Source organism: Rhizomicrobium sp., assembly GCA_037200385.1.
In the GTDB taxonomy this organism is placed as follows: domain Bacteria; phylum Pseudomonadota; class Alphaproteobacteria; order Micropepsales; family Micropepsaceae; genus Rhizomicrobium.
The window spans coordinates 1-17,135 of record JBBCGL010000001.1; the positions used below are offsets into that span (position 1 = coordinate 1).

7 protein-coding genes are annotated in these 17,135 nt (G+C 67.4%); 6 read left to right on the top strand and 1 reads right to left on the bottom strand.

Annotated features, from left to right (window positions below):
• From WDM91_00005 to WDM91_00030, 6 genes are all read left to right on the top strand, one after another.
• A partial coding sequence (locus tag WDM91_00005; GenBank protein MEI9992944.1) for a TetR/AcrR family transcriptional regulator occupies nt 1-675 on the top strand: 675 nt, incomplete at its 5' end.
• Nucleotides 676-771: 96 nt separating this feature from the next.
• Nucleotides 772-2,925: a TonB-dependent receptor gene (locus tag WDM91_00010; GenBank protein ID MEI9992945.1), complete on the top strand. Its 2,154-nt coding sequence runs from the start codon at nt 772-774 to the stop codon at nt 2,923-2,925.
• A 55-nt stretch (nt 2,926-2,980) separates the two neighbouring features.
• Nucleotides 2,981-4,933 (top strand): serine hydrolase domain-containing protein, encoded by a 1,953-nt coding sequence (locus tag WDM91_00015; GenBank protein ID MEI9992946.1) that lies wholly within the window; start codon nt 2,981-2,983, stop codon nt 4,931-4,933.
• Nucleotides 4,930-6,654 (top strand): CocE/NonD family hydrolase, encoded by a 1,725-nt coding sequence (locus tag WDM91_00020; GenBank protein MEI9992947.1) that lies wholly within the window; start codon nt 4,930-4,932, stop codon nt 6,652-6,654. Before WDM91_00015 ends, WDM91_00020 begins: the two co-directional genes overlap by 4 nt.
• 507 nt (nt 6,655-7,161) lie before the next feature.
• Complete coding sequence (locus WDM91_00025) at nt 7,162-14,388, top strand: MBG domain-containing protein (protein MEI9992948.1); 7,227 nt, start codon at nt 7,162-7,164, stop codon at nt 14,386-14,388.
• Nucleotides 14,389-14,408: 20 nt separating this feature from the next.
• Entirely contained in the window at nt 14,409-16,181 is a 1,773-nt protein-coding gene (locus WDM91_00030) for a ShlB/FhaC/HecB family hemolysin secretion/activation protein (protein MEI9992949.1), read from the top strand.
• On the opposite strand, the gene WDM91_00035 is transcribed toward WDM91_00030, so the two are convergent.
• A complete protein-coding gene (locus WDM91_00035; GenBank protein ID MEI9992950.1) occupies nt 16,178-17,104 on the bottom strand; it encodes a hypothetical protein in 927 nt (308 codons plus the stop codon). The genes WDM91_00030 and WDM91_00035 overlap by 4 nt on opposite strands.
• Nucleotides 17,105-17,135 lie beyond the last annotated feature (31 nt).

Below are 17,135 nucleotides of genomic sequence, written 5' to 3' on the forward strand. Positions count from 1 at the left end.
ATGAGCGCGCCGAAGGATGTCGTGGGTATCGGGAACGGACGCCGGCAAGGCCGCAGCGAGCGGACGCGCCGGAAGATCAAGGCGGCAACCATCGCGCTGCTGAACAGCCAGAACTATTTCGACATGACGATCACCGATATCTGCCGCGGGGCAGGGGTGGCGACCGGCGGCTTTTACTTCCACTACGACAAGAAGGCCGATCTCATCGAGGAGGTCGTGCGCGAGCACAATGCGAGCTTCTGGGCGGCTTTGATGACGGCGCTCGACTATCGCGATCTCTACAGCGCCATATTCGCCGCCAGCACGGCGCTCGTGCGCGCCTATTATGACTCGCCGGGTCTGGTGCGCTGCTTCAACCAGCTCGCGATGATCGACCGCGTCTATGTCAAGCTGTGGGATGACGCGGCGACGGTATGGGCCGCCCGGCTGGACGACATGGCGGCGGCCGGTGCGGCGACCGGCCGCCCCGAGGGCGCCAGCGCCTATGGCCTGCTCAGCTTCGCCGACCTTTTCCTTTTCGAGCTTTTCATCGAGAAGGAGCCCGGGCTGGTCGCGTCGGCCGGAGGCACCGACGAGGTGACGGAGAATCTCGCCGTTCTCTGGTATCGCGCGCTCACGGGCCGTTCGCCCGTCCCGGCGCGGCTGGCGTTGCCGAATCGCAACGTCGGCGTCTGATCGCTCTTGTGCCGTTTGACTCCCCCTAAAAAACAGAATTAGAATTCGGTTTATGGTCAGTCTGATGACCGAGTTGCGTCATTTTTGGGGGCATCGATGCGGGCTAGGGCATATCGCGGACTTTCGACGGGGCGTCTGGCATGCGCCCTTCTGGCCGGCGCGGCGGCCGTGCCGCTGGCGACGCCGGCCTTTGCCGACGCCGCGGCGCCGGTCGACAAGGTCGAGACGGTGGTGGTGACGGCGGAAAAGCGGCCGGAAGCGCTCCAGTCGGCGCCGGTTGCGATCACGGCGCTCACCGGCGCGAAGATGGAGCAGATGGGCGGCTCCGACCTCTCCGATTTCGCGGGCGCGATCCCGGGCCTGTCGTTCCAGAACGACCGCGCGGGCGAGAACCGCACGACCATCCGCGGCATCTCCGAGATCGGCGGCACCGCGCCGTCGGTCGGCATCTATATCGACGAAATCCCGGTTACCGCCTTCACGGGCGAGCAGATCAACCTCAAATCCTTCGACGTCGACCGTATCGAGGTGCTGCGTGGGCCGCAGGGAACGCTGTACGGCGAAGGCTCGGAGGGCGGCACGATCCGCGTCGTCACCAACAAGCCCGACGCCTCCGGCTTTTCGGCCGGCCTGCGCGCGACCGTCTCCGACACCGACCATGGCGGCGCGAATGGCGACGTGGCCGGCATGGTCAACATCCCCATCATCGACGACGTGCTCGCGCTGCGTGCCGTCGCGCTGTGGTCGGATTACGACGGCTGGACGACCAATCCCGACATCGGTGCGACGCATTACAACAAGAACACGAGCTCGACGGTGCGCTTCGCGCTGCGCTTCACGCCCGACCCGAAATGGACGATCGACGCGAGCTACATCCATCAATACTCGCGGTCGGACGGGCCAAGCGTCAGCGACCTCGATTATGTCTACGCCGCGCCGACGGCCGAGCCGCGCAACGACAAGGTGGACATCTACAATCTGACCGTGGCGCGCGACCTGGATTTCGCGACGTTGACCTCGGCGACGGGCTATTTCGTCCGCAGCTCGTTCAGCCGCAACGATTTCTCGACCGAGGCGCCGCTGGCGAGCTTCATCTTCGGGACGCCGATCGACACGGTCGCCATCCTGCGCCCGAACGACCAGAAGGTGTTCACCGAAGAGCTGCGCTTGGTGTCGAATGGCGACGGCCCGTTCCAGTGGACGCTGGGCGGCTTCTACGACAACAACTACCTGTTCATCGCGAATTCCACCGTCACGTCGCCGGCCGAGCCCGGGGTGTTCGACCTCGAGGTCGGCGACACCTCGCGGCAATATGCGGTGTTCGGCGAGGCGAGCTATGCGATCACCGACGCCCTGCATGTGACGGGCGGCCTGCGCTATTTCGAGCAGGACCGCGACACCAAGGCGAGCGTGAGCGGCGTGGTGCCGCTCCTCTTCACCGGCGTGAACTTCACCGACCTTTCGCAGAAGGCGTCGGTCTCGCATGTCACCGAGAAGGTGTCGGTGAGCTACGACGTGTCCGACAAGGCGCTGGTCTATGCGACGGCGTCGAGCGGTTTCCGCGCCGGCGATATCAATCCATACGCCTTCATGTTCCCCGGCGCGCCGACGAGCTTCGGGCCCGAAAGCCTGTGGAACTACGAGATCGGCGCCAAGACGAGCTGGTTCGACGACCGGCTCGTGGCCGACGGCGATCTTTTCTATATCGACTGGAGCGACCTGATCGTCGATGCGGCGACGCCGAACCCGCTGTTCGGCTATTCGTTCAACGCCGGCAAGGCGCATAGCCAGGGCATCGAGCTCGAACTCACCGCGATCCCGGTCGAGGGGCTGGAACTCTCGCTGGGCGAGACCTATACCGAAGCCACGCTCGACAGCGTGAAGCCCGGCGCGGCGGCGACCGCCGGCTCGACCTTGCCCTTCGTGCCGTGGTTCAAGACCTCCGGCAGCGCGCAATATACCTTCCCGCTGTTCGGCACCGGCTTTGCCGGCCGCGTGCGGGCCGACGTGTTCAGCAATTCCGGCACGTATTCGCTCATCTCGAACGCGCCATACTCGGTCTCGGAGGGCTATACGCAGGTGAACCTGCGGGCGGGCGTGGTCGGCGACGACTGGGACCTCATGCTGTTCGCCGACAATGTGGGCGACACGAAAGGCGAGTTGAGCGCATCGCAGAGCGAGACGGGAACCGACCAGTGGGTGCTCATCCGCCCCCGTACGATCGGCCTGACCCTGAACAAGCACTTCTAGCCGTGGCGGGCGCGGGGCTATCCTGTCTGCGCTGCCGGTCTCGCGGGAGGGTGTGATGCGCGCAACCTGGCGCCTGCTGTTCGGCGTCCTGCTGGCATGGACCGTGACGGGCGCAGCGACGGCCGCCGGCCAGGCCGCCGCGCCGGCGCTCGATCCCAAGGCCGTCGGCGCCTGGATGGATTCCTATTTCGGCGGCGTCATGGCCAAGACGCATATTCCCGGCGCCATCCTGGTCGTGGTCGATCATGGCCGCATCGTCGTGCTCAAGGGCTATGGCGTGACGGGGATCGGCGGCAAGACGATCGATCCGCAAACGACGCTCTTTCGCCTCGGTTCGATCACCAAGACGTTGACCGCGATCGCCGCGACGCAGATGATCGGCGAACACCGGATCGACCCGGCTGAGGATGTCAATCGCGACCTCACGCAGATCCAGGTCCCCGATAGGTTCGGGCCGGTCACCATCGGAAATCTCCTGCTGCATGAAGGCGGTTTCGGCGCCGAGCTGCGCGGCGTCGACGCGCCGACCAACCGTGGCGCGGACATCTCGCCGGCGGAGATGCAGCGCCTGCTGGTGCCGCGCGTGCGTCCGCCCGGCGCATACATGGCTTATGACAACAATGGTTGGGGTGTGCTCGGCCTGGCGCTCGCCAACGTCAGCCATGAGAGCTACCGCGACCTGATCGACCGGCGGATATTCCGTCCGCTGGGCATGACGCATGCGGTGATCGGCGTGCCGGATTCGCGGATGGCGACGGTCATCGAGGAACACTATGTGATGCCGGACGGCACGGTGCGCCGCATCCCACACCAATTGCTCAAGCCGATGGAGCAGGGCGCCGGCGACGCGTCGGCGACCGGCGCGGACATGGCGCGCTATATGACCGCGCTGCTGCAGGGCGGTCGGATCGACGGCAAGCGTATCCTGACGCCGGCGCAGTTCGCGGCGCTGACGGATTTCGATGCGCACCGCATCCATCCGATGCTGCCGGGCTATGGCCGCGCCTTCTACGAGGATCGCGAGGCCGGGCATGACGCGATCCGCCACGATGGCGGCATGGCCGGCTCGGCATCGTCGATGGTGCTTTATCCCGCCGAGCAGGTCGGCGTGTTCTTCGCGATCAATGCGCGGCCGTTCAATCCGTTCGACGGCGAGACGCTGACCGGCGTCGCCACCGGCATAAGGATGTTCCTGTTCGATCCAAGGCCGAAAGTGTCGCTGGACGATTTCCTGCGCCTGCTCAAGATCCATGAGGCGTTCGCGAGGAAATTCCTGCCGCCCGCGCCGCCGGAAGCCGTGCGCACGCAGGGCATCCACCGCCTGAGCGATGCGGAGATCGCCGCGCTCGCCGGCACCTATGTCTCGACGCCATCGCAGTTCGCGAGCTTCGTCGGCAATCTGCAGGTGCGCCTGATCGAGGGTCTCGCCGTGGCGCCCGCGGGCCATGGCGATATGCGGATCGGCGGCAAACTCTACCGCCAGATCCAACCGGGCCTGTTCGAGGATCCGCAGACGCATCTGCGCGAGGCGTTCCGTGTCACGCGCTATGGCGCGTTCATGGGACCGGCGGCGTTGTGGATCATGCGCCGCGTCGCCTGGTACGACACGCCGCTGCTGGTCGTGCTGCCGCTGATCCTGCTGCCGCTTTTCCTGCTGTTCGCGGCGTTCTATGGCCTTGGGCGCAATCCGGTCTATCGCCGATTGGGTGTCGTTGCGGCGTCGCTTGCCCTGGTCTATGCCGTCTGCCTGTTCTGTGAAGGGCAGTATGCAACCTACGCCGTGGTGGCGAACCGGATGTGGCTGGCGTTTGTCTGGCGGGCGATCCTGCAGCTCGCGATCCTCGGCCTTGCCCTATGGCCGGTGCTGCTGCTCCTGCGCTGGCGGACGGCACCGCCGGCGCGGACGGGCGGTGGCATCGCGGCGGCATTGCATTTCGGCCTGATGGCGCTGTGCAGCTGGGCGCTGGTGCTGCTGGCGGGATATTGGAATCTGCTGGGCAGGCTATGACGAAGCGCCTTGTCGCCGCCGCGCTCGCGGCTTTGATCGTCGGCGCTGCCGCGCCGGCCGAGCCGGAACGGCATGCGCTCGCGATAACGATGCCGGACACGGTGAACCTGGCGGCCGACGTCATCCTGCCGGTGGCGCGCCCGGCGCCCGCAATCCTGGTGATGACGCCCTATGGCCGCCGCTCGCGGCTCGGCAAAGGCGCGATCGGCGCGTTCACGGCCGCCGGCTTTGCGCTCGTCTTCGTCGACACGCGCGGCACCGGCGCGTCGCAGGGACACATCGACATGGTGTTCTCGCCGGAGGAGCGCGGCGATATCGCAGCGATCCTGTCCTGGATCGCGGCGCAGCCCTGGTCGAACAAGCGCGTGGTGACCACAGGCGTCTCATACGACGCCAACCTGGCGGCGCTCGCCGTCGCGTCGGGCAGTCCGGTCGTCGTGGGCGCGGTGCCGCGCTTTATCGACTTCGACACCTATCGCGATCTCGCCGTGCCGGGTGGCGTGCGCAACGAGATGCTGCTTCGCCAATGGGGCGCGTTGACCGGCGCGCTCAACAGCGGCGGACCGTGCCTGATCGACGCGTCGCGCTGCGCAGCGATGGAGAATCTGGCGCCGCTGGACGGCGACACGGACTTCAGCCTGCTGCGCGCGGCGCTGCATGATCACCAGAAAGATTGGAACGCGACCGTCGGCACCGCCCGTTACGACTTCGAAGACGATCTCGTGCCATCGGGCCGGCCGTTGCGTGACGGGTTTCTGTCTTCGCAGGTCGCAAGGCTGCGTGCGTCGCCCGTTCCGGTGCAGCTCTGGGGCAGCTGGTTCGACGCGGCGACGGCCGACAGCGCGCTCGCCTGGTATGCCGCCGCGCCGTCGGCGCCGATCTCGCTCTATCTCGGCGCCTGGACGCATGGCGGCGGCCAGCGCGTCGATCCCTTCCTGCCGTCGCCGGCGGAGGATGAGCCAGGTGCGCCGGTGCCGCCGCAGGTCTTCCTGGATTTCGCGCAACGCGCGGCGAGCGGGACCGGCACGCCGGCGCGCGGGATCACTTATTATACAGGCGGCGCTGCGGTCTGGCGCAAGACGGAGGCCTGGCCACCGGCGGGAATCGTGCCGGTGCGCCGGTATCTCGGCGCGCAGAACACGCTTCGCGACCGGGCGGACGGCGTGAATGGCACCGACATCTATCGCACCGACTACGACGCGAGCACGGGCACGACCAATCGTTGGACGACGCAGATGGGTGGCGGGCCCGTCGCCTATGGCGATCGAGCGGCCGCCGATCGCCATCTTCTGACCTACACCTCCGCGCCGCTCGATCACGCGATCGAGGTGACGGGCGCCGCGACGGTCGGGCTGCGCCTGGCATCGACGCACCCCGACGGCGCGGTGTTCGCCTATCTCGAAGCCGTGTCGCCGGAAGGAAAGGTGATCTACTTGTCCGAGGGCGATCTGCGACTGGCGCTGCGCGGCGGCGCCGATCCGTTTAGCCCCTCCTTCCTGCGTGCCGACACCTCGCTGCTGACGCCGGACCGTGCGATCGAGATCGCGATCCGCCTGCACAACGTCTCGGCGGTGGTGCCGAAGGGCTATCGCCTGCGGCTCGCGCTGGCGGGGGCCGACCGCGACACGTTCGGCCGTTATCCGCCGGATGGTGATCCGACATGGACGCTGTTCCGCGCGACGTCCTACATCGACATCCCGCAGGCGGCGTGGACGCGATGAAGGCGCTGTCCGTGCCGCCGCTGCGATCCATCGCGACGGCGGCGACCACGCTTGCGAAACGGCCGGCGTCGCCTCGCGCATGAAGATCCGGAAGGAAAGCCGGGCGCTCAGATGGCGGGCGGGATGAGGCGATCAGCGTGATCTATCGCGGCGGATGCCGGACTCGATCTGCGCGCAGGTCGCCGACGTGTTGCCGTCCGGGGCCGGACGGCTGATGAGCCGATCGCGGACGCTTCGTTTTCGTTGCGATGGCTCTCGCGGCGACGCGAGGCTTGTGCGTTCGGCATCTGCGAATTCCCGTGAATTGCCCGATCGTATCGGTTTTCTCCAGGGGGCACACCGCAACGGCAGCCTCACTTGCCGCGCCGGCAACGCATCGGATCGGTTTTCTCCAGTTGGCGCATCGCTTTTCGTTCACATACTTCGACCCGCATCTATGGCGATGTTCGTCGGCTCGTCATGCGTGGTCCGTGATCGGACTTGCGCAGGGTGGAAGAGAGGTCAGCTGTGCGCTTACAAAGCAAATCTTCCCGCCTGTCGCATCGCGTTGCGGCGCTGACGGCGGCTTTTGCGCTGGTGCACGGCACCGCCTGGGCGGGCGACACACTGCCCAGCGGTGGCCGCTACGTCGCGGGCCACGGCACCATCGCCGCTTCCAACGGCAACATGGTCGTCGACCAGACGACCACTCGCGGAATCATCGATTGGAAGGGATTCTCGATCGGCGCCGGCAATTCGATGCAGTTCAACAACGGCAATGGCGCGACTCTGAACCGCGTGACCGGCGGCAGCCTCTCCTCCATAGAGGGTCGGCTCGGCGCAACCGGCTCGGTCTATGTCATCAATCCGCAAGGCGTGGTGATCGGGCCGGGTGGCAAGGTCGTCACCAACGGCTCCTTCGTCGCCGGTACCCGTGGCGTGGACGCGGACACGTTCATGAAAAATGGTGCGCTGAGCGCGCATGGCGCCTCGGCCGGCGACGTCGCGAACAAAGGTTCGATCGCGTCGGCAAACGGCGACGTCATCCTGTTCGGCCGCAACGCCTCCAACAGCGGCAGCATCAGCGCGCCCAACGGCACGGCGGGACTCGCCGCCGGCAACACGCTCCTGCTGAGGCCCGCCGACGGCGATCCGCGCATCGCGGTCTCCGGCGGTACCGGCAGCGTGACGCAGAGCGGCAGCATCGCGGCGGCGCAGGCCGAGCTTGCGGCCGCCAACGGCAATGTCTACGCCATCGCCGGCAATGGCGGCGCGATCAATGCGACCGGTACGGCGGTACGGGGCGGCCATGTCTGGCTGACGGCAGGCGGGACCGCGCAGGTCTCCGGCACCATCGCGGCCAAGAACGCCGACGGCGGCGGCGGCACGGTGGTGGTCGCCGGCCATGACGTGAGCATCGGCGCGACGGCGAGGATCTCCGCGGATGGTGCGCAAGGCGGCACGATCCTGATCGGCGGCGACCAGGGCGGCGGCAACGATCCCGCGACGAAGCGAGTCAAGGCTCCGGTCGCGCGCGCGCAAACCACGACCGTCGCGGCCGGCGCGCAGCTCTCTGCCGACGCGGACGGGTCCGGCGCGGGCAATGGCGGCGCGGTCGTCGTGTGGTCCGACATGCATACGGACTTCGAAGGGCTGCTTTCGGCCCGCGGCGGCGTCGCGGGCGGCGATGGAGGCTTCGCGGAAGTCTCCAGCCACGGTCTCCTCGATTTTCTCGGCGCGACCGATCTGTCGGCCGCGCATGGCACGGTGGGCAGCCTGCTGCTGGATCCGCACAACGTGACCATCGTCTCGGGGACGGGCGGCACGATCAGCAGCGGCAGCTATGCGCCGACAGTCGACGATTCCCAGCTCGGCGCGACGACGCTGGCGAATGCGCTGGCGTCGGCGAACGTCACGGTCTCCACCGGCTCGAGCGGATCGCAGGTCGGCAACATAACGGTCAGCGCCGCGGTGAACTGGACCGGTAACCACAGCCTGACGCTGACCTCGGCTTCCGGTGGTGCCATCGCGGTCAATGCCGCGATCACCGCGACCGGCACAGCGGGCAGCACCAAGACCATCACGCTGAACGCCGGCACGGGCGGCATCACGACCTCGGCGGCGATCACCACCACGTATAACGGCAGCGGCACGGGCATCACCCTGTCGACCACCGGCGCGGTCACGGTGGGCGGCGCGCTGACCGCCAACAGCGTGTCCGGCACCGGTATCGCGATCGTCGCGCCGGCCGGCATCGCGATCAACGGCGCGCTCTCCACGACCAACGGCATCGTGTCGCTCAAGGCGGGCGACAACACGAATACCGCGGCGACGGTGACGGAAAACGCAAGCGGTTCGATCACCGCCAGCAAGTTGCGCCTGTGGAGCGCCGCGACCGCGCAGGCCAATTCGGGCAGCTTCACGCTGGGCAGCGCGTCGAATGCGATCACCACGCTGGCGGCCTCGGTCGCGAGCCTCGCCTTCACCAACGACAAGGCGCTGACCGTCGGAACCGTGACGACCACCGGGATCACCGTCGCCGGCGACTCGTCGCTGACCACCACCGTAGGCGCGATCACCGAAACCAACGCCATCGGCTGGACGACCGCCAACACCTTCACGCTGACCAGCGCCGCCGGCATCGCGCTCAATGCAGCGACGACCGCGACCGCCGGCACGCTGGTGCTCAAGCCCACCGGCGCCGTCACGCAGTCCACGACCGCGGCCAACGCCATCAAGGTCGGCAGCCTCGCGATGCTCGGCTCGACCGGTTCGAGCTACACGCTCGCCAACACCGGCAACAAGGTCGATACGATCGCGATCAACACCGGCAGCGTGACATTCCAGGATGCGAACGCGCTCACCATCGGCACCGTCGGCGGGCAGAGCGGCATCGTCGCGGCCGGCGCCGTCACCATCGGCGACACGGGCGGCATCACGGTCGCGCAGGACATCAGCGAGACGGGCACGGGCGCCATCGCGATCACCGCCGACACCGGCCACACCGGCACCGGCACGATCACCTGGGGCGGCACCGGCCAGCGCGCCTTGTCGAGCAATGCGGCGATCACGACCTTCGCCAACGGCTATGGCGGCACGACGCCGTCCTTCTCCGGCAGCGGCAGCTTCAACCCCTACACCACGATCTCCACGCTCGCGGGCCTGGAGAACATCGCGAACAACCTTTCCGGCAGCTACGCGCTGATGGCCGACATCGACGCGAGCGCGGCGGGGGACTTCGCGCCGATCGGCACCGCGGCCGATCCCTTCACCGGCGCGTTCGACGGCCAGGGCCACGTGATCTCGAACCTCAGCATCGCCGACATCTCGGGCAACGCGGTCGGCCTGTTCGGCGCCATCGGTTCGGGCGCGAGCATCAGGAACATCGGCATCGTCAGCGGCTCGATCTCGGGCGCGGGTCCGGCCGGCGCCATCGTCGGCGAGAATCTGGGCGGCACGATCGGCACCGTCTTCTCGCTGGTTCCGGTGACAAGCAGCGGCGGCGCCGCGGGCGGTCTCGTCGGGCATATGCAGGGCGGCACGATCACGACGGCGTTCGCGACCGGTGACGTGAACGGCAGCATGGCGGGTGGGCTGATCGGCGCCTTCGACAGCGGCGCAGTCAGCCAGGCCTATGCCAGCGGCGCGGTCACCGGCGCGGCGGCGGGCGGACTCTACGGCACGCTCGGCAGCGGCACGACCGCCGCGAGCTATTTCGACACCACGATCGACCCCACGCTCGCCGCGACCGCAAGCGGCGCGACGTCGGGCGCCTCGGGTCTCACCAGCACGCAGTTCACCAGCGCGGGCAATTTCGCCGGCTGGACCTTCGGCACGACGGCGGGCGCCGCCGGCTGGGTGATCGTCGACACCGACAGCACGCTCAACAATGCGGGCGGCGCCGCCGGCGGCACGCGGCCGATGTTCCTCGCCTCGGCGGCGACGGGCAGCGGCACGGCCACCATCACCAACGGGCTGCAGCTCCAGCTCGTCGCGCTCAAGCTGTCGGGCAGCTACAATCTCGGCGGCAATATCGACATGAACGCCGTCGGCATCGCCAAGGCCTCGGGCCTGTGGCTGGGGCAGGGCTTCGTGCCGCTGGGCAGCGCGACATCCGATCCCACCTCGACCCCGTCATTCGTGGTCTACGCCACCACCAACCCCTACACGTCGGGCACGTTCGACGGCAAGAATTTCACGATCTCGAATCTCTACATCAACCGGCCCACCCAGGATTTCGTCGGCCTCTTCGGCTATACCGATGCTGCGACCATCCAGAACCTGACGGTGACCGGCAACATCACCGGCCGCGACTTCACCGGCGGCATCGTCGGCGACGGGGGCTATCAGCCGAGTTTCACCCACACCACCGACATCGAGAGCACCAACGCCGCGGTGAACGTCACCGGCCGCGACTACACGGGCGGCATGGTCGGCTATGCCGATAACACCACGATCAACGACTTCTTCACGCACATCATGGGTTCGACCGGCAACGTCTCGGGCCGGAACTATGTCGGCGGCTTCATCGGCTATACGAACGAGGCATCCGGCGTCCCCATCTACAACATCTACGCCACCGGCAATGTCAGCGGCAACGACTACGTCGGCGGCCTGGTCGGCGCGCTCTACGGCACGATGTGGACCAACGGCGCGGGCTGGCAGACCTATGCCAGCGGCAATGTCAGCGGCCACGACTATGTCGGCGGCTATGCCGGTTTCACCAGCGGCCAGGTCCAGCCCCAGGACGGCGCGGCCTATGCCACCGGCAGCGTCACCGGCAACGACAATGTCGGCGGCTTCACCGGCTATGTCGATTACGGCGCGGACATCACGCAGTCCTTCGCGACGGGCAATGTGAGCGGCGTGATGAACGTCGGCGGTTTCGTCGGCAACAACGGCAGCGCGACCACGAACGAGTCCAATCTCACCGATGTGTTCGCGGAAGGCGGCGTGAGCGGCACGACGAATGTCGGCGGGTTCGTGGGCTACAATCTCAACGGCATCTTCAACGCCTATGCCACCGGCGCGGTCGACGGCACGACCAATGTCGGCGGCTTCGCCGGCCTGAACGACTCGCAGCTTCAGGTCTCGCCCACGAATTCTTTCACCTCCTATGTCGCATTCGGCCATATCGTGGGGTCGTATGCGATGGGCTATGTCCAGGGCGCCACCAATGTCGGCGGCTTCGCCGGCAGCAACACGGCGGACGGCTCCGGTCACAGCCAGCCCGCGACGATCTCCGGCGCCTGGTTCAACACCACGTCCACCGGCCAGTCGCAGGGCGTGGGCGCCGCGAACGGCACCACGACCACGACCCATGGCGCGACAACCGCGACGCTCGCCGCGATGTCGCTCAGCGGCTACGGCTTCAGCTCCAGCGACTGGTCCCTGGGCGGCAGCTTCCCGGTCTTGAAATTCCTCTATCCCTCCGGTTCCGAGACGTTCTGGGGCACGGTGCAATCGGGCATCGACACCGGCAGCGGCACGTCCGTCGTCGCCGGCGCGCGCGTCGAGGCGCGCGTCAGCGGCCTCTCCGGCACCGCGCTCGCGGCCGCCGCGGGCGTCGGTTCGAGCGGTGAGGACGGCCGCTTCTGGATCAACCTGCCCATCGGCACGATCGCCGCGACGCACGACTACCTGTTCTCGACCGCCGATGGCGCGACCTTCGTCAACGACCAGTCCGGCTATGCCGACCGCACCATCACCGCCAACGCCCTGACACAGGTCGAGGCGCCCGGCGGCAGCACCACGCTGTCCGCGCTCTCCGCCGACGCCGCGACGCTGATCGGCGCCAACACCGCGCTGTCGAGCCTGCTGTCGACGCGCACCGACCGCGTCCTCGAGGTCGACAACGGCGCGACGCTCGACATCGACCAGGCGCTTTCGACCGGCACGCTGCAGATCGTCGATCCGTCGCTCGGCACCGTGACTCAGAGCAAGCCGGTGACCGCCAGCCTGCTGATGCTGAATTCCCTCACCGGCACCACCACGCTGACCGACAGCGGCAACGCGATCGGCCAGGTGCAGGGCGATCTCGGTGCCTTGTCGCTCTACACCACCGGCGCGCTCACCGTCGGCGCCGCCGGCCTGGACTCCACCGGCTATGGCGGCGATCTGACCCTGCGCAGCGCCGGCGATCTCACTTTGGCCGGCGACATTCTCCTCGATCCGAGCGAGACGCTGGTGCTCGCCACGGCCGGCCACTTCATCAACGACGTCACCGATCTGCAGGCGGTCGGCGAGGGGGCCGGCGCGCGCTGGATCGTTTACTCCGCCGATCCCGACGGCGACACCTTCGGCACATCGATGGACAGCCAACAAACGGCGATCTGGGGCGCGACCTACGACACGGCCGCGCCCGGCACGATCCCGGCGGGCAACATCTATGTCTTCGCCAATGCGCCGACACTCACGCTGGCGGCGGGTGACATCCACAAGACCTATGGCGACGATGCGGACAGCGCGCTGGCGAGCTACACCGTCTCCGGCCTGGAGGCCGGCGTGGCCAACGCCTTCCTCGGCGACCGGGCGTCGGACATCCTCGACGGCACGCCGGTCCTGACGTCCGATGGCGCGGCCGCCACCGCGCAGGTGACGGGCTCGCCCTATACGATCACGCTTTCGCCCGGCAGCGCGACGGCGCTGCACGGCTACACCATCGCCGCGAGCGGCACGATCACCGTCGATCCCAAGGCGCTCACGATCACGGCGCGTGATGCGAGCAAGACCTATGGCGATACGGCCACGCTGGCGGGATTCGACACCGACGGCCTGGTCAACGGCGACACGGTTGCGTCGGTCGATCTCAGCAGCACCGGCGCGGCGTCCACGGCGCCTGTGGCCGGCGGTCCCTACGCCATCGTCGCAAGCAACGCGCAAGGCTCGGGCCTCGGAAACTACACCATCGGCTATGCGAACGGCGCGCTGACAGTCGATCCGCGCGCCTTGACCATCACGATCCGCGACCTCAGCAAGGGTTACGGCAACGGGTTGATCTTCAGCGGTGCGGATTTCGATACCGACGGCCTCGTCAACGGCGATTCGGTTCGCGGCGTGAACATGACGAGCCCCGGCAACCTCGCGACGGCGACGGTCGGCCAATACGCAATCTCGGGCAGCGCCTCGCGCGGCACGGGATTGGGCAACTACGCCATCACCTATGTGAGCGGCACGCTGACCGTCACCCCTCGCGCGTTGACCATAACGATCCGCGACCTGAGCAAGGTCTATGGCGACACGCTGGTCTTCAGCGGCAAGGACTTCGACACCGATGGCCTCGTCAACGGCGATTCGGTTCGCGGTGTGAACATGACGAGCCCCGGCAACGTCGCCACGGCGGCGACGGGCCAATACGCCATCACGGGCAGCGCCGTGCGCGGCACGGGATTGGACAACTACGCCATCACCTATGTTAGCGGCACGCTGACCGTCGATCCGCGCACGCTGACGCTCACCGTGCAGAACATGAGCAAGATGCAAGGCACCCTGCTCGTCTTCAGCGGCGCCAATTTCACCGCCAGCGGTCTCGTCAACGGCGACACGGTCCGCGGTGTCAATATGACGAGCACCGGCGCATCGGCGGCGGCGGGGCCCGGCCGGTACGCCATCGTCGGCACGGCCGCGCGTGGCACCGGCCTGGACAACTACACGCTGGTCTTCGCGAACGGTACGCTGACGGTGGACGCGCGCGCCGTCAACAACGCCATCCGCCAGGCAAGCTACGTCTACGACGGCACGTCGGCGACGCAGTGAAGCGGCGGCGAGCCGAGGCTATGACCGCCTTGCGCGTTGCGTTCACGGCGTTGCTGCTGGGCTTTCTGCCGCTCGCGCCCGCCGCGGCGCAGGATTTCGGCAGTGTCGCGCCGCATCAGCCGGCGGCGCCGGCACAAGCCGCCGCGCCCCAGCCGCGTGCGGCGGTGCCTGCTGCAGTGCCTCCTGCGCAAAATGTCGAGCTGATCGGCCATCTCAAAGGCCTGACGCTCGAGCCGTCCATCGACCGCATCAACCGCAACGGCGTCGTCACGGCCGGCGTCGTCATCGAGGTGCCTTTCGCCGAAGACCCCGAATTGCGCGAAATCCTCCAGACCTTTATCGGCCGCCCGCTGTACACCGCCGACCTGACGGCCATCGCCAGGATCGTCACGGACCATTATCGCGCCCACAACCGGCCGGTGGTCGAGGTGAGCTTTCCCGAGCAGGACGTCAGCACCGGCGTCGTGCAGGCGGTGGTCACGGAGTCGCGCGTCGGGCGGGTCCGGTTCTCGGGCAACTACTACTTCGGCAAAGGTCTGCTCGCGAGCGAACTCGGCATGCGGCGCGGCGATCCGGTCGATTTCGGCGTGCTGGGCGCCGGCCTCAATGTGCTGAACCGCAATCCGTTCCGCGCCGTGAACGTGGTGCTGCAGAAGAGCGATCAAGCCGGCGCCACCGACCTCGCGTTCACGGTCGATGAGCGGCTTCCGCTGCGCCTGTACGCATCCTTCGACAACACCGGCGTCGCGATCACCGGCCGCGACCGCTACAGCGCCGGTTTCAACTGGGGCAACGTCCTGGGCCTCGATCAGCAGCTCTCCTATCAGTTCATCACTAGCCCCGATCTGTGGCGCGAGCGCGATCGCGGGCCGGGCCTGTCGAGCGCGCCGCGCTTCATCGCGCATTCGGTCAATTACGTCGCACCGCTGCCCTGGGGCGATCTGTTCAACCTGTTCGGTTCCTACGTCACGCAGGTGCCCGACCTCGGGCCCGATTTCGGCCAGACCGGCCACAGCCTGCAGTTCGGCGCGCGCTATCAGATGCCGCTGCGGGGCTCGAGCCGCTTCACCCAGCAGCTCCAGCTCGGCTTCGACTACAAGCGCGCCGACAACAACCTCGCGTTCGGCGGCACCGGCATTTTCGCCAGTGCGACCGACACCGAACAGTTCCTGCTGATCTATGACGGTACGCTCGACGACGCGCTGGGACAGACCGGCATCGAGAGCACACTGGTCTACAGCCCCGGCGGCCTCTCGGCGGGCAACTCCACGGCGGTGTTCCAGGCCTCCGGCGTGACCGGCGCGCATGCGAGCTATCTCTACGGCAATCTGCGCCTGACGCGCCTCGTCTTCCTGCCCTGGCATCTCAGTCTCGTGGCGCGGGTGGACGGCCAGTTTGCCTCGACCGAGCTTCTGCCGAGCGAACAACTCGGCGCCGGCGGGATCGACAGTGTGCGCGGCTATGAAGAGCGCGCCGCCAACGGCAGCGACGGCTACCTTGCGAGCCTGGAGCTGCGTGGTCCCACCATCGCGCCGCTGCACGATCTGGGTTTGTCCGCAGCCGATCAGCTCCAGCCGCTGGCATTCTGGGACTACGGCAACGTCTCGTTCAAGAACGCGCAAGCGTCGGGTCCGCGAGCCGCGGAGCTGCAAAGCGTCGGCGTCGGCGCGCGCTATAGCGTCGGCCGCTATCTCGATGTGCGCTTCGACTATGGCTGGCAGATCGAGAAGCTGCCGGTTTCCGGCGCGGGATTGGGCAACCTGGCCACCGTCTCGGTGACGCTCGGCTACTAATCCATCTCGCCGATGGCACGCAGGGCCGCGCGCGCGGCGTGGGCAAGACCCATGAAGATGGACGCGTGATAGCGGATCACGGTGTCCCGCAAGACAGTCTCCAGCACGAGGGTGGAGTCGCCGGCATTGCGGCGTACCAGGCCCGCGGCTTCCGCATCGCGCAACAGCTTGCGCACATGCGGTCGCGACACCCGGAATTCGCTCGCCAGGGCGTTGATCGAGAGCGGGATCGGCCGGGACGGCGGCAACGTGTCGTCCGGCTTGCCGGAGACGCATAGCCGGAACAGGATGCCCAGCCCGGCATTGCGCCTGTCGAACAGCGATATCTCGCTGGTGTCGCCCCGCCGCGACGCATTGGCGAGCCCGTTGCAGACGATGAGCACGAAGCTCTTATAGATTCTGGCATCGTCGAAGCGGTCGGCGATCATGAGCGCCTGCGGCTCGATCAGCGAAAGACTGATCATCTGCCGGCGGAACACTTCGTTGAAGAACTCGCGCGTCTCGCGGCTCAGGATGTAGCGGCGGGAGCGGCGGTCGGGTTGCACCGGATCGGGCACGATGTAGCCGACCATGCGCAGGTTGATCAGGATCGCGGTGGCGCGGCCGGGATTCGTCAGCCCGACTTCGACGCAGAAGTCGCGCACCGTGGCATGGGTGACGATGCCGCGCGCATCGAGATACAGGACGAAGAGGCCCAGCAATGCGCGATGGATGTCGATCATGACCCGCGCCATCTTCGGATGAGCTTGGCTGATCGCCAGCGTGTCGCGCATCATCGTTTCGCAGGCTTCGCGGAAACGTGGATGGCCGACCATCCGCGCCAAGACCTCGTCGTCCGCTCTGACCCTGCCGACGATCGCGTCGGCCCAGTAGCCGAGCCCCCTGGGTTCGATTTCGGCGGTTTTTGCGGCAGCATTACCCATAATGGGTTCTAACCCATCGCGGCCGGACAGG

Excerpts from the sequence above, each read along its gene's own strand:
- WDM91_00020 (MEI9992947.1), top strand. The coding sequence starts at position 4,930 with ATGACGAAGCGCCTTGTCGCCGCCGCGCTCGCGGCTTTGATCGTCGGC.
- WDM91_00010 (MEI9992945.1), top strand. The coding sequence starts at position 772 with ATGCGGGCTAGGGCATATCGCGGACTTTCGACGGGGCGTCTGGCATGC.
- WDM91_00035 (MEI9992950.1), bottom strand. The coding sequence starts at position 17,104 with ATGGGTAATGCTGCCGCAAAAACCGCCGAAATCGAACCCAGGGGGCTC.
- WDM91_00030 (MEI9992949.1), top strand. The coding sequence starts at position 14,409 with ATGACCGCCTTGCGCGTTGCGTTCACGGCGTTGCTGCTGGGCTTTCTG.
- WDM91_00015 (MEI9992946.1), top strand. The coding sequence starts at position 2,981 with ATGCGCGCAACCTGGCGCCTGCTGTTCGGCGTCCTGCTGGCATGGACC.